Annotated in this window: 13 protein-coding genes and 1 other RNA gene; 7 read left to right on the top strand and 7 right to left on the bottom strand. The window is 65.0% G+C overall.

What is annotated here, in order from left to right:
• Positions 1 to 4: 4 nt before the first annotated feature.
• The 3 genes from XI02_RS31625 to XI02_RS31635 form a co-directional block, all read right to left on the bottom strand.
• Positions 5 to 505, bottom strand: coding sequence for a tripartite tricarboxylate transporter TctB family protein (locus XI02_RS31625; protein WP_016841071.1), 501 nt, complete (start codon positions 503 to 505; stop codon positions 5 to 7).
• 93 nt (positions 506 to 598) lie between these two features.
• Positions 599 to 1,132, bottom strand: a complete 534-nt coding sequence (locus XI02_RS31630) for a chromate transporter (RefSeq protein WP_016841072.1) — start codon at positions 1,130 to 1,132, stop codon at positions 599 to 601.
• On the bottom strand, positions 1,129 to 1,740 hold the full coding sequence (locus XI02_RS31635; protein WP_172647455.1) for a chromate transporter: 612 nt from the start codon (positions 1,738 to 1,740) through the stop codon (positions 1,129 to 1,131). Before XI02_RS31635 ends, XI02_RS31630 begins: the two co-directional genes overlap by 4 nt.
• Before the next feature lie 113 nt (positions 1,741 to 1,853).
• Between XI02_RS31635 and ssrA the strand changes: the two genes are divergently transcribed.
• The 6 genes from ssrA to XI02_RS31665 all read left to right on the top strand — a co-directional run bounded on the left by ssrA (position 1,854) and on the right by XI02_RS31665 (position 5,600).
• Positions 1,854 to 2,210: a transfer-messenger RNA gene (gene ssrA / locus XI02_RS31640) on the top strand.
• A gap of 147 nt (positions 2,211 to 2,357) precedes the next feature.
• Positions 2,358 to 2,873, top strand: a complete 516-nt coding sequence (locus XI02_RS31645; RefSeq protein WP_172647454.1) for an SspB family protein — start codon at positions 2,358 to 2,360, stop codon at positions 2,871 to 2,873.
• 167 nt (positions 2,874 to 3,040) lie between these two features.
• Positions 3,041 to 4,459, top strand: coding sequence for a class II fumarate hydratase (gene fumC / locus XI02_RS31650; protein ID WP_172647453.1), 1,419 nt, complete (start codon positions 3,041 to 3,043; stop codon positions 4,457 to 4,459).
• A 274-nt stretch (positions 4,460 to 4,733) separates the two neighbouring features.
• A complete protein-coding gene (locus XI02_RS31655; RefSeq protein ID WP_016841076.1) occupies positions 4,734 to 4,922 on the top strand; it encodes a DUF4169 family protein in 189 nt (62 codons plus the stop codon).
• A complete protein-coding gene (locus tag XI02_RS31660) occupies positions 4,919 to 5,194 on the top strand; it encodes a ribbon-helix-helix domain-containing protein (protein WP_016841077.1) in 276 nt (91 codons plus the stop codon). The genes XI02_RS31655 and XI02_RS31660 overlap by 4 nt, the downstream gene beginning before the upstream one ends.
• Positions 5,195 to 5,261: 67 nt before the next feature.
• The gene (locus XI02_RS31665; RefSeq protein WP_244981138.1) at positions 5,262 to 5,600 is read left to right on the top strand and encodes a VOC family protein; all 339 of its coding nucleotides are present in this window, start codon (positions 5,262 to 5,264) and stop codon (positions 5,598 to 5,600) included.
• 192 nt (positions 5,601 to 5,792) lie between these two features.
• Here XI02_RS31665 and XI02_RS31670 read toward each other — a convergent pair whose 3' ends face one another.
• Positions 5,793 to 9,512: an AsmA-like C-terminal region-containing protein gene (locus XI02_RS31670; protein ID WP_172647451.1), complete on the bottom strand. Its 3,720-nt coding sequence runs from the start codon at positions 9,510 to 9,512 to the stop codon at positions 5,793 to 5,795.
• Between the two features lie 200 nt (positions 9,513 to 9,712).
• Positions 9,713 to 10,945 carry a cytochrome P450 gene (locus XI02_RS31675; RefSeq protein ID WP_172647450.1) on the bottom strand — a complete coding sequence of 411 codons (1,233 nt, stop codon included), beginning with the start codon at positions 10,943 to 10,945 and terminating at the stop codon, positions 9,713 to 9,715.
• Positions 10,946 to 11,099: 154 nt separating this feature from the next.
• Between XI02_RS31675 and XI02_RS31680 the strand changes: the two genes are divergently transcribed.
• Positions 11,100 to 11,711 carry a TetR/AcrR family transcriptional regulator gene (locus XI02_RS31680; RefSeq protein ID WP_016846722.1) on the top strand — a complete coding sequence of 204 codons (612 nt, stop codon included), beginning with the start codon at positions 11,100 to 11,102 and terminating at the stop codon, positions 11,709 to 11,711.
• 4 nt (positions 11,712 to 11,715) lie between these two features.
• Here the strand turns inward: XI02_RS31680 and XI02_RS31685 are convergent, their stop codons facing one another.
• Both XI02_RS31685 and XI02_RS31690 read right to left on the bottom strand, forming a co-directional pair.
• On the bottom strand, positions 11,716 to 13,008 hold the full coding sequence (locus XI02_RS31685) for an MFS transporter (RefSeq protein ID WP_085964964.1): 1,293 nt from the start codon (positions 13,006 to 13,008) through the stop codon (positions 11,716 to 11,718).
• Positions 13,009 to 13,178: 170 nt separating this feature from the next.
• Positions 13,179 to 13,772 carry a hypothetical protein gene (locus XI02_RS31690; protein ID WP_244620838.1) on the bottom strand — a complete coding sequence of 198 codons (594 nt, stop codon included), beginning with the start codon at positions 13,770 to 13,772 and terminating at the stop codon, positions 13,179 to 13,181.

Here is a 13,772-nt window from a genome sequence, read left to right on the forward strand (position 1 = left end):
GCCCTCACTGGATCAGGAAACGCGGGAACATCGGCATCGGAAGTCCCAGCACATAGGGGAAAAGCAATGCGCAGCCGACGGTCAGACAGGCGCCGACAATGACGGCCTCGACCAGTTTCGTCTCCTGCGAGCCCATCGCCGCGATCATGAAGGCGGCAAACGCGGAGACCACAAGCCCGAGCGGCCGGATCGCCAATGCGAAGAACACGATTGCCGCGGATACGAACAACGGGCCGCGCCAGGAATAGGCCGCGATATGCGGGCCGGCCTGCAGAACTCCCATCAGCGCGACACCACCGCCGAGCAACAGCAGCAGCACGGCGAACATGCGCGGCGCGGTTCCGGCGCCGAACGAAAATCCATGCATGCCCTGCAGATCGCTCGAGGCCCACAAGGCAAACAGCGCAACCGCCATCATGGCGAGCCCGCCGACAAAGTCCTGCGGACCGCGCACCCATTTCGGCAAGATCGATTTGACCGGCGCCTCGCTCGGCGTATCGCTCATGACTTCGCTTCCCCCGTCAGGGCTGTCCCGCCCGTTTTGATTGAATGGCTTGGCTTGTGGTGCGTTGACCGAAAGCCTTGCTAGCGATTTTCGTCAGATAACGCCAGCGAAACCCAAGAGGCCTCCGGCCAGCAACATCCACAAAGGGTTGATCCGCGTCGCGAAAGCAAGCGCGGCCGCGACAATGGTGATCAGGACCGCGATCCAACTTTGGTCTGAGGTCTGCGCCACGATCAGGCCAGAGGCCGCCATCAGACCGATCGACAACGGAACCAGTGCCGCCTGGATCATCGCCGGCCAGCGCGCGTCGCGCGAGCGATCGAGGAAACGGCTCACATAATAGGCAAGCAGCGCGGTCGGTCCGCACATCGCCACCGTCGCGGCCAACGCCCCGGCGACGCCTGCGACCGAGTAGCCTATCAAGGTCACGATCAGCACGTTCGGCCCCGGCGAGAGCTGCGAGATCGCGAATACGTCGGCGAACTGCTTGTCGGTCAGCCAGTGATGCACGTCGACGGCGGCACGGTGCATTTCGGGAATCGCCGAATTGGCGCCGCCGACCGCAAACAGCGACATCAGGCCGAAGGTCCAGACCAGCGCCGCGATCGGGTTGGAGTCCGGGCTCATGCCCGCACCATGCGGCGGGCCAGGACCGTGGTCGCAATACTGAGCGGGACCGCCACCAGCAGCACGATCTGGAGCGGCCACCGGATCAGTCCGATCGCGACGAAAACCGCGGCCAGAATGACGAGGCCCGCGACATCGCGCCGCTTCAGGAGCGGCATCATCATCTTGAAGACGACGGCGAACAGCAGCCCGACCGCGGCGCAGGCGACGCCGGCGAGCGTCCGGCGCAGCACGTCGATGTCGCCGTAACGGGCATAGAGCGCGGCAAGGATGGTCGCGATCACCATCGGCGGCCCGACCAGCCCGGCGAAGGCCGCGAGCCCGCCGGCTATGCCGCGAAAGCGCGAGCCGAATACGACCGACAGGTTGACGATGTTCGGACCTGGCAGGAAATGGCACAGCGCGAAGGCCTCGTTGAACTCCTCCGCGGTCATCCAGCGGTGCTGCTCGACGATCGCGCGCCGGGCCCAGACCAGAACCCCGCCAAAACCGGCCAGCGACATCTTGGCAAAGGCCAGGAACAGCTCGAGCAGGCCGGGCTGGTGGGGCGGAGATGGTGCGGAGGCGTCCGGCGCCGGGGCGGCAACCGGCGGGGATTCCGGGGGCATGGGCAGAACCTAGAACGGCGCCGGGACAGCGCCAAGATTCCTAGCCAAGATTCCTGGCCAAAAGCCTGGCCACCCCAAATCGGCGGGTTTTCACAGCCGAAAGGGCCTGAATCGGCTCTGTTTTTCTAAGACTTTGTCGCTATATTGGGGGTGCCGGTTCGCCGGCTATGGAAATAAATGACCGTCGCAATAAACCATTCGGACCCGGGGGCGGTACCCGGCGCCTCCACCAAAACCCATCCGTCGCGGTGGCTTTCGGCGGGGGCGAAATAGGATCGACGAGGGCGTAAAGGGCGTGTTTTTTCTCGGTATGGTTCCGCCGACATCGGGCCAATGCAATAGTTGCCAACGACAACTTTGCTCCGGTTGCTCAGGCTGCGTAACGCAGTTTGAAAGACCATCTTAAAGTCCTAGCGGGTTAAGCTCCGCTAGGCGGGGTTCGGAGGCACCTGGCAACAGAAGCCTCCACTTTATCCCTTGTTTCCCAATCGGGCGCCCGCCCGCATTTCAGCTGCCGGCCCTGCTGATTTCCGGCTCCCGGCAGGGTAGCATGGGAGAAGGGCGAGTCGGACGGTCCGGCGCCGCCCTGGCGGGCATTTCGAAGCGACAGGATCACCATGGCGACCGATCACATCCGATATGACGTGCTGGCGCGCGACGCGCTGCGCGGGGTGCTGCGCCGGGTGTTGTCCGACGCCGCCGAACATGGCCTGCCGGGCGAACACCATTTCTACATCACCTTCCTGTCGCACGGCGACGGCGTGAAGCTGTCGCCCCGGCTGCTCGCGCAGTATCCGGAGGAGATGACCATCATCCTGCAGCACCAGTTCTGGGATCTGGTGGTGACCGAGGATCGCTTCGAGGTCGGCCTGTCGTTCGGCGGGATTCCCGAGCGGCTGACCGTGCCGTTCGCCGCGGTGACGCGCTTCCTCGATCCGTCCGCGCCGTTCGATTTGCGCTTCGACGTCTCGGACGCACTGTCCGAAGAAGCCCCTCCCGCCACGGCGCCGGCCTCTCCCCTGCCCGCCCCTGCGGCCCAGACAACGGCCGAGAGCGCCGAGACCGAGCAGGAGCCCGCGAAGCCCAGCGAAGGCGCCGAGGTCGTGCGGCTGGACCGCTTCCGCAAGAAATAATCTAAGCGCAGATCACGCCTCGACCTTGTAGGATGCTTGCCGGGATCGGGATGACAAATCGTCATCCCGGCCTACCTTCTGCATCAACGTGCTCTTCGCGCGGACGCTGTCGCGTTGCCGCGGTGGGCCACATTTTGATGACGCAACGGCAAGCATCCACGGAAAGCATGATGGCTCGATCGACGATCCCCTCCAAGGCAAAGACCCGCAGCGAGACCGACAGCTTCGGTCCGATCGACGTTCCCGCCGACCGCTATTGGGGCGCGCAGACCGAACGCTCGCGGCAGAATTTCAAGATCGGCCACGACCGGATGCCGATCGCGATCGTCCATGCACTCGGCATCGTGAAGCTTGCGGCCGCGGAGACCAATCGCGAGCTCGGCCAGCTCGATGCGCGCCGCGCCGGCGCCATCATCCGCGCAGCCAAGGAAGTGATCGAAGGCAAGCTCGACGACAACTTCCCGCTGGTGGTCTGGCAGACCGGCTCGGGCACGCAGAGCAACATGAACGTGAACGAGGTGATCGCCAACCGCGCCAACCAGATGCTCGGCGGCGAGCTTGGCGCCAAGAAGCCGATACATCCGAACGATCACGTCAACATGAGTCAGTCGTCGAACGACTCGTTTCCGACCGCGATGCATATCGCCGCAGCGAGCCGCATCGTCGCCGATCTGATTCCGGCACTCACCGAACTGCATCGCGCGTTGCGCAACAAGGAGAAGGCGTTTGCCGGGATCGTCAAGATCGGGCGCACCCACACCCAGGATGCGACGCCGCTGACGCTCGGCCAGGAATTCTCCGGCTACGCCGCGCAGGTCGAGAGCGGCATCGCGCGGCTGCGCGTCGCGGTGAAGGATCTGTTTCCGCTCGCGCAGGGCGGCACCGCCGTCGGCACCGGCCTCAACTCGAAGCCGCGATTTGCGAAAACCTTCGCGCGCCACGTCGCCAAGATCACCAAGCTGCCGTTCACCAGCGCGGCCAACAAGTTCGAGGCGCTGGCTTCCAACGACGCCTATGTGCTGGTGCACGGCGCGATCAACTCGGTGGCGACCGGCCTGTTCAAGATCGCCAACGACATCCGCTTGCTCGGCTCGGGCCCGCGCTCGGGCCTCGGCGAGTTGATCCTGCCCGAGAACGAGCCGGGCTCGTCGATCATGCCGGGCAAGGTCAATCCGACCCAGTGCGAAGCCATGACCATGGTCTGCTGCCAGGTGTTCGGCAATCAGACCACGATCACCGTCGCCGGCAGCCAGGGCCATTTCGAGCTGAACGTGTACAAGCCCGTGCTGGCATATTGTATGATAAATTCCATTCAGTTGCTGTCTGACGTTGTCCGCTCATTTACCGAGCATTGCGTTGTCGGAATACGCGCCGACGAAAAGCGCATCAACGAACTGATGCAGCGATCGCTGATGCTGGTCACGGCGCTCGCGCCGAAGATCGGTTACGATAACGCAGCCAAGGTCGCCAAGTCGGCGCATGCGCGCGGAACGACGCTGAAGGAGGAGGCTTTGCGGCTCGGATTTGTTTCCGCGGATGAGTTCGATCGCCTCGTGCAGCCGGACAAAATGACACACCCGGGCTAAAGCGAAGCGCGCATTGTCCGGATAATTACGGTCAGCGCGCGTGATATAATTATGGATCATAACGCCTAAAGACTAAGGCGCGTTACCTATGAGCTCTGCGCTGGCGCGTGGTACAGACGTCTAGTTTTCGCAGAGCGAAACGGATTCTTTGATGCTATCAGAGCATCAAATGGGGATTCGGGATGAATATCGAGCCGGGCGCGTAGTGCAGTCGCTCTTGCTTTCGTCACGATGCATCACCAATTCCGCTCTGGGGACGATGAGGACGACGAGCATGGGCGACGTGGTCAACCTGAAACGATTCAAGAAGCGCGGTGAGCGCGAACAAGCAGCGAAGCAGGCCGAAGCCAATCGTGCGCTATTCGGTCGCACCAAATCCGAACGAGCGCGTGACGAATTTCTCGGCGAGCGCAACGCGCGCGTGCTCGATCAGCACCGCATCGAAAACGGAGACGCATCATGAAGTCTCCCGTCGTCAAGCGCTCGATCGTCGTCGCCGGACACAAGACCAGCGTCAGCCTCGAAGAAGCTTTCTGGAATGGCATGAAGGAGATTTCCGGTCTGCGGAACATGACGCTGTCGGAGTTGGTCGGCGAGATCGACAACAACCGTCAGCAGGGCAATCTGTCCTCCGCGATCCGGCTCTTCGTGCTCGACTACTTCCGCTCGCGGGCCACGCCGGCGGTGCCCGCGGATGTCAGGCCGCAACAGGTCGACACGCGACAGCAGGCCTGACGGCCTCTCCGACCGTCGCCATCGGCAGACGGTCGTTCCGACGCGCGGGCTTCAGCATGAAGGTCGGATCGTCGCGAACGTTGCCGCATCGGACACAGCGGCAGCGAGGTCGTTCTATCGGGACCTGCTCGGCCTCGAGCCACTGATGGATTTCGGTTGGTTTGCGACTTACGGTTCATCCGAAACAATGCAGGCTCAAATCAGCTTCGCTTCCGAAGGTGGCTCCGGCACGCCGGTACCTGATCTCTCGATCGAGGTCGATGATCTCGACGAGGCCCTGCGCCGAATGAAGGCAGCCCGCATCGCGATCGAATACGGACCGGCGGACGAGCCATGGGGCGTGCGGCGCTTCTTCGTCCGCGATCCCTTCGGCAAGCTGATCAATATTCTCGAGCACCGATCGTGAGCCAGCGCTTCGTTTGGCGCGCTTTCTCGAGGCGAACCGATGCCCACTTCCCTTGAAGGCGTGTTTAAAGCGCGATGTGATTAGGCTGAATCGTCATCGCGCTTTAGCTCTTTGTTTGAACATGATCTCCGCGCAAACGCGTCCCGCGTTTGTCGCGAGGGAAAACCGCTTCGCACTTTTCCGGATCATGCCTTAGTTCTGCATCGCTGGCCGCGGCGGCGGATTGGCGACCTGCGGCGTCAACGACAGTGGCGGTCGCAGCGGCCTTGACTTGGCTGCGCCGGGCACCGGTTTGACCTCGATCGGCGGCGGCAGCGGCGCCAGCTGCGGCTGGCTCGCAACCGACGCGGGCGGCGCAATGGCGGGCGCGGTGGCGACCGGCGGGACAGTCGGCGGCCGCGGCGCAACGATCTTCGGCTTCGCCGGCACGCGGCGCGGATCGGGGCCGGGCCCCGGCAAGTTGGCGGAAGGCAATCCTGTCGAATTTGGGTTGGACGCATCCGGCGCCGGCTCGGCCGGATGCGGAAGAGCCGTCGGGGTCGGCGGCGGCGCCGGTTCGCCGCGCTCGATGGCGTCGAGCCGCTTGGTCTCCCGGTCGATCGCGCGCACCGCAAGCCACGACGACAGCGCTGCAATGTCGATGCTGCGCGACAATCCGTCGGGCGTACCCACGGCAAGCAGCTGGATCTCCGGTCGGCTGTTGGCCGTGCCGACCTGCGTCGATGCCAGGGCGGCGCGAATGTCGGCCTGGTCGGCCGGAATGTCGTAGCCGCCGGATACGATCGCATTGGCGCCGTTCGCCGCGAGCGTGGTGGCGCCGACCCGGAGGCGGCCGTCGCGGATGTTGAAGGGGATTTGCGCCGAAGCAATCGACAGCGCGCCACCCGCGAGCGCCGGTTCGACGATCTGCCGCAGCCGCGTGTCGTCGGTCGCCTGCCCGGAATCGCTGGCGCGGATCGCAACCTCGAAGGCGCGCGGATCGAGACCCGGAAGGCTCAGCCCCTCCAGCGTCACGGTGCCGCTGCCGGACAGCGCGCCGGTCAACGCCGAGGCGCTGCGGCCCTGCGTCAACAATGTCATCTGCATCGAGGCGCGTCCCTTGGGCATCGCGAGACTGCGGTAGCGCAAGGCTGAACTGTCGATGCCGGACAGCTGCACATTGGCGCTGAGCGCAAGTCCGTTGGCGCCCTGTCGCGCATCGATGGTGGCAGTCGCCTCGCCGCCGCCGATCTTGCCCTTGATGCCGTCAAAGGTCAGCGACTGCCCGTCCGACCTGATGGTGCCGCGGACCGGCTGCAGCTCGGCGCCCCCCGGCAGCAGACCGTGCAACGCTTCGAACGTGACCTTGCCGCGCCAGGCGCTCGTGAGCCCCTGGCCGAGCGGCTCCGTCGCATCGTGACCGGCCGCGCCGATCGCGGCCGCGAAAATCGGCGCCAGCGTGATCTGATCGAGACCGACTTCGCCGTCGACGCTTTTCTGATCGGCGAGCATCAGCGCCAGATGGCCGCGCAGCCGTGAACCGGCGATGATGCTGTCGAGATCGTCGAAGCTCAGCCTGTCGCCCGCGAGCGTCAGCTTCGACGACAGGCGGATGTTTGCGACCGGATCGGCTGGTTTCAGATTGAGCAGCGGACTGATGTCGGCGCTGCGAACGCGGAGGCTGATGCTCGATTTGCTCTCGCTGGCCCCGTCCCTGGTCCAAGGCTCCGCGGTCCCTTCGGCATCCGCGTCGAGCCCTGCGCCCCAGAGCCTTGCCTTCAGCCGCAACGGCGCGCGCCACGCGCCGATCACCGTGCCCTCGAATTGCGTCGAACCGGCACCGGCTGCGACCGCATGGTCAAGCCCAAGCAGTGCCAGCAAAGCATTGCCATCGCCGGCCGAGAATTTCGTCTCCGCTGTAACCTCGTTGCTGCGGAGTGCATCGAAATCCAGCCCACGGATCGCAGCCACCTGCGGCGTCGCCGAGATCACCGTATTGCCCTTGAGTTGCGGCGTGTCGAGATCGAGCGTCGCGCGCGCGCTGACGCGATCGGCAGCCTTGCCCTTGCCGAGGTCGAGCGCGAACTTGGCGCGGACCGGGCCGGCATCCGCGCGGAGCACGCCAAGCCGCGCGGCCAGCGCCGGCGCGAACGGCTGAACCACAGCGGTCAGCCGGCCGAGCGACGCGGCGGTCGCGTCGACGGCAAGCTTGCCGGTCGAATTGGCGCGGTCGAAATTGCCGCTGCCGTCCAGCGTGACATTGTCGGGCTGGCCGATCCTGACGCGCTCGAGCACGATGTTCTTCGGGCTATAGGCGATCTTCGCCAGCAGCGGCCGCAATTCCTGCCCGGAAGAGACCGCGCGCCCGACGTCGAGCGACAGCTGCGCCTCGTCGGGCCATTCGCCTTGCGGACCGGCCAGCGAGCGGATCAATGCCGCGGTCGCGTCGAGGTCGAGCCGATCCGCCTTCAACTGCGCCTCGACCTTCGAGCCGCTGGTTGCCTCGCGGTGCGTAACTGCGACGCGGCCCTCGAGCGTGCCGCTTTCGATCTCCGCCTTCATCGCGTCGATCGAAAAGCCTGATGGCGACACCATGACGTCGCCGCGCAAACGCAGCGGCCTCTGGCTGCGATAGGTGACGTCGCCGCGCCCCTGCAGCCAGGTCATCAGCGCGTCGGGATCGGACGATTCGATGTTGAGCGCGGTCTTGAAGGTATTCGCGGCTCCGGCTTGCGCGCTGGCACCGCTCATCGAGACCCGCGTGGATCCCGGCGCGCGAAATTCCAGCCGGCGCACTGTCCAGGATTTCGCATCCGATTGCAGCTCCGCCGAGATGTCCTGCAACGGACGGCCGCCGAGCATGATCTGCTCGGACGCCAGCTCGACCTGCGCCGGTATCGGGCTTTGCGGAAGACCCGACAACACCACGCGCATGGCCGGCAGCACGCGGACCGGCTCGACATTGCCATTGTTGCTGTCCTTGGCGCTATCCTTGGCGGCGAACTTGTCGCCGTCGAGCTGCCGCGCCGTAAGCGAGGCGCGCAGCAGCGGCGACGCACCGAAACGCAGGTCGCCATTGCCAGCGAGCTTCAGCGCACGATCCTCGGCGCCATAGCTCACCTCGATCTGGTCGAGCCGCGCCGCCGAATAATCCGATTTCACCTTGGCGGCGATCCGCCATGGCGGCGCATCGCCGCCGCGCTGGCCGGGCGCACCCGCCAGCGTCAGTGTGCCCTCGAACCGCGGCGCGCGGGCCTCGAAGGTCAGGATGCCGTCGAGATCGGCCGACACCGGCCGCTGCCCGGGATCGATGCTGAAGTGCAGACGGGTGCCGCTACCATCGGCGCTTTGCCCCGAGGAGACCCGAAACGGGTAGCGGTTGCCGTCGAACATGAAATTGCCGTCGCCGCGGATCGCGCCGGCAAGCGAGCGGACGTCGCCGCTGAAGGCAATGTCGTTCAGCTCGAGCGTGCTGCGGCTCGCGGCATCATGCAGCGCGATGCGGCCGGTCAGGTTGAGCCGGTCGATCGCCAGTGAAGCGAGGTTGAAGCTCCCGCTCGACGGCGACCAGTCGATCCGCCCTTTCGGGTCGAGCCCGAGATCGAGCGACGCGCCGTTGATGGTGAGCTCGTTCGCGCGCCACTCGCCGCGCATCAGCGAGCTCAGGCTGAGCTCGACGTCGAGATTGGCGGCCCGGACCTTGCCGAGGTCGTTGGCGCCGCCGACGGTGACGGTCTTCAACCGCAGCGAGGGTGCCGGCAGCAGACGCGCGTCGAGATTGCCGGCGACGCGGACCGGCACGCCGATGATCTTGGACGCCTCCGCCTCGAACTGCGGCCGGAACTGGTTCCAGTCAACGAAATACGGACCGACCAGCGCCGCGACCAGTGCAAGAATGAAGGCAATTGCCAGGCCGAGCAGCGTTGTCTGCACGGTGTCTCCCTTTGAGCCAGCTCCGCGGCAGCCTCCTCATGCTGAACCCTTTGCCAACCTCTGGCCGGAGCGCCCCAAATATAGAGACAAGTACGGCGAAGTCACAGCCGGTTTACTGCTGGGACTTCGGACAGATAGTGGATTTCCCGTTCAAGCGTGCGTGTGCCGGCCCCGCCGCGGATCGCTGTCCCGCGGGAACGTCACCAACTCGCCGGCAGCCGCTTCAGCCCGCGCAGGACGAAGGTCGGCCGCCACTCCGGATTTTCCGCGTCATCGAGCCGCAGGTCGGGAATCCGGCGCAGCAACGTCGAGATCGCGATCTCGGCCTCGATCCGCGCCAGCTGGGCGCCGAGGCAGAAATGGATGCCGCCGCCGAACGACAGCGGCTTGACGTTCGGCCGCCGGATGTCGAGCCTTTCGGGGTGATCGGGGTAAACAGCCTCGTCGTGATTGGCCGAGCCGAGCAGGCACAGCACGCTCTCGCCCTTCGGGATGCGCTTGCCACCGAGGTCGTCGATGTCCTCCAGCGCGACACGGCCGGTCAGCTGCACCGAGGAATCGTAACGCAGAAACTCCTCGATCGCATTGATGATCAGGCTGGGATTGGCCTTCAGCAGCGCGAGTTGGTCCGGGTTGCGGAACAGCGCCAGCAGGCCGTTGCCGATCAGGTTCACGGTCGTCTCGTGGCCGGCGCCGAACAGCAGGATGATGTTGCCGGTCAGCTCCTCATTGGTGAGCTTCTGGCCGTCCTCTTCGGCCTGCACCAGCTGGGTGGTGAGGTCGTCGCCGGGCTGTTTGCGGCGCAGCTCGAACAGCTGATGGAAATACATCGCCGCCATCGCATTGGCGGTGTTGCCCTGCTTGATTTCCTCGGGCGTCAGCGGCACCGGCTCGAGGATGCGACCGCCATCGCGCGAACCGTTGTAGAAGGCCTCGCGGTGTTCCTCGGGGATGCCGAGCATGTCGCAGATGATCGTGACCGGCAGACGGAACGCGAAATCCTCGATCAGGTCCATCTTGCCTTGCGGAATGATGCGGTCGAGCGTCTCGTCGACGACATGCTGGATGCGCGGACGCATGTCCTCGACCCGGCGCGCGGTGAAGGCCTTGACGACAAGGCCGCGCAGGCGGGTGTGGTCGGGCGGATCCTGCTGCAGCATCCAGTGGCTCATGCTGCGGAAGACCGGCTCTTCCATGATCTTCGGACCGTAGCGGCGGATCGAGCGCTCGGCAAAATCCTTGCCGAACCGCTTGTCGCGCAGCACGAGGCTCGCCTCGGCGTGCCGGCTGGCGACGAAGGCGCCGTGCACATTGACATGCATCGGATCGAGGCGGCGCAGCCGCTCGTAATACGGATAGGGATTGCGAATGAATTCGGGCGCCAGTGGATTGAAAAGCGGCTCGCCGCTCGCCGGCTGAACTTGCTCGTTCATGGTGACCTCGTTCGCTCGCTACGCCGGTGCATGCAGCTTGGCGCGCCCTGGTGTCATCCTCAAGACCGCATCATCACGGATGCGGCTGTTCTGGTTCTCGAATGCAATTCGATACACTCTTGTATCGAGTTGCATTCTGCCCTAAAATGCGCCGATGTCAAGGGTTCGAACCAGACCGACACGGGACGACACCTGCGAGAAGCTGTTCGAGGCGGCGGCGCGGGTGTTCGAGGAACAGGGCATCGGCGGCGCCAGCATCGAGGCGATCGCGGCCGCGGCGGGCTTCACCCGCGGCGCCTTCTATTCGAACTTCAAGAGCAAGGACGAGCTGATCTTCGCGATGCTCGAGGATCACGTCGAGCAATCGATCCGGCGCAATCTCGATTTGCTCGCCCGGCACAGGAACCTGGCCGACTTCCTCGAGGCGCTGCGCACCATGGATCGCAGCCGGCAGGATCCGCTCGGCCGCTCCCCTCTCCTGCACATGGAGATGATCCTGTTCGTGGCCCGTGCCGAGAAGCGCCGGCCCGAGCTTGCCAAGCGCCTGCGCGCGCGACGCAAGCTGATCGCCGACATCGTCACGACTGCGCAGAAGAATAGCGGCAGGAACGGCAGACTCGATCCGGACTGGACCGGAGCGATCGTGCTGGCGCTGGAAGATGGTTTCCGACTGCACCGCCTGATCGATCCGGAAACCACCCCCGCCGACAGCTGCCTGCGCGCGATCACCGACCTGCAGCGCGCGATCGGGGTTTCGTCGGCCTGACACGTCAGGCCGCGCTTGCGACCTTGTGCATCTGTCCGGCGACGGCGCGGACCTTGCGGGGCGAGGCCTGCCAGATCGCAACTGCCGACAGCAGGCTGACGGCGATCCCGAGCAGGAAGGCGCTGGTGTAGCTGCCCGAGAGATCATAGAGCTGGCCGGTGATCCAGGGGCCCGCAGCGCCGCCGGCAAGCGCAGCCAGCATCACGGTGCCGAAGATGCTGCCGTAATGCTTGCCCTGGAAGATCTCGAGCACAACCGGTCCCATCACGGATGTCAGGCCATAACCAAGCGCGCCCTGGGTGAAGACCATGAGATAGATCAGCGCCATGTTCGGCCAGTATTTCAAGGCGGCGAGCGCGGCGAAGCAGATCACGAAGCCGAAGCAGGAGATCGCCCACACCCATTCCCGGCCGATGCGATCGGAGAGATGCCCGAGCCAGATCTGGCCGGGAATGCCGAGCAGGCTGACGACGCCAAGCGCCCAGACGCTGACGCTGGAGCTGAAGCCGATGTCGAGCAGGAATTTGGTCTGATGCACCTGCACCGCGTACCAGATGTACAGGCCGCAGAAATAGCCGATCGCGATCCACCAGAACCGCGCGGTGCGCAGCGCACGCGGCAGCGTCCAGTCGGTGCCGGCCCACACCGGGTCGACGATATTCGACGCCGGCCTGGCCGACGTCGCCGTCGGCGCGGCATCGCCGTCCGGCTGCAGGCCGATGTCCTCCGGCCGCTTGTGCAGCAAGAGATTGATCGGCGCGAGCACGACCAGCACCACGATCCCCATTGCGGTGCAGGCGGTGCGCCAGCCGGTGTGCTCGATCATGTGCTGCACCCATGGCAGCAGCGTCACCGAGCCGATACCGACGCCGGCGAAGGCGAGCCCGATCGCAAGTCCGCGACGGCGGACGAACCAGTTCGGCACGAACAACGATTGTCCGGAATAGCCGAGGCAGACGCTGCCGGCGCCGACCAGCACGCCGATCGTGAGATAGAGGTGCCAGGGCTGCGTGGTCAGCGGCGCCAGCAGCAGGCCCGAGCCCATCAAGAGCACGCCAAGCTCCATCACCGCGCGCGGACCGCCGCGGTCCATCAACCGTCCGATCAGCGGACTTGCGATCGCCGAGGCGACAAAGCCGAACGAGAAGGCGCCGGCCGTGATGCCGCGCTCCCAGCCGAATTCTGAGATGATCGGCGGATAGAACAGCGAGAACGCCGTACGCGCGTTGACGCCGATCGCCATGGTGACGAAGGTCACCGCGACGATGATCCAGCCATAGAAAAAGGGAAGTCGCATCGGACGCAGCATTTCATCCGCAACGGAACAGGCTGGACCGGCGCCGTAGCGGACTTTGGGCAGCCGGCAGCGGGCGCTGCCGCCAGCCAGATTTCAGGACGACCTGGAGACAGAAGGGCCGACGCATCCGTCGACCCTTGCCGCCACAATCAACCGCCGTGATCGCCTCGTCAACGCTTGCGCGGACGCTTGGCGGCCTTTTTGCCGACCTTCTTCTTGCTGACGGCCTTTTTCTTGGCAGCGCCCTTCGCGCCGCCCGATTTGCTCCGCCCGAAGGATGGCCTGCGGAGCTCAAGCTTCGGCCAGACGATCGGCTGTTCACCGCTATCGGTATCGTTGTCGCCAGGCGGATCCTCCGCGCTGTCATCCATCGGTCCCTGCACGACCAGATGGACCAGATATGCATTGCCGGCGCCATTCAGGTAACTCGTGAGCGGCTCGCTATTGCTCGGAAACAGGTGGGGATGACGGACCTGGCTGTTCTCCTCGACCGAGAACTTCACCGCCTTGATCGCGGTTCGGGTCATCGCATCGCCCAGGATCTTCTTGATCGCGTCCTGCGTTTCCTCTGGCAATACATGATGGAGAAAGAAGAACCATTTCCGCTTGGCGTCATCGTTGCCGTAGTCCCTGCTCGGGTAAGCTCCGATGCGGAACGCGACGCGCCGCAATCGATGATACGGATCAAAGAGCTTTTCCTTCTTGTTGTGCCTGCGAAGGGCCGCCAGCTCCGTACCGCTGAACAGCTGGTTCAGCCGGTCCAC

The organism is Bradyrhizobium sp. CCBAU 21365, from assembly GCF_015291305.1.
GTDB lineage: Bacteria > Pseudomonadota > Alphaproteobacteria > Rhizobiales > Xanthobacteraceae > Bradyrhizobium > Bradyrhizobium elkanii.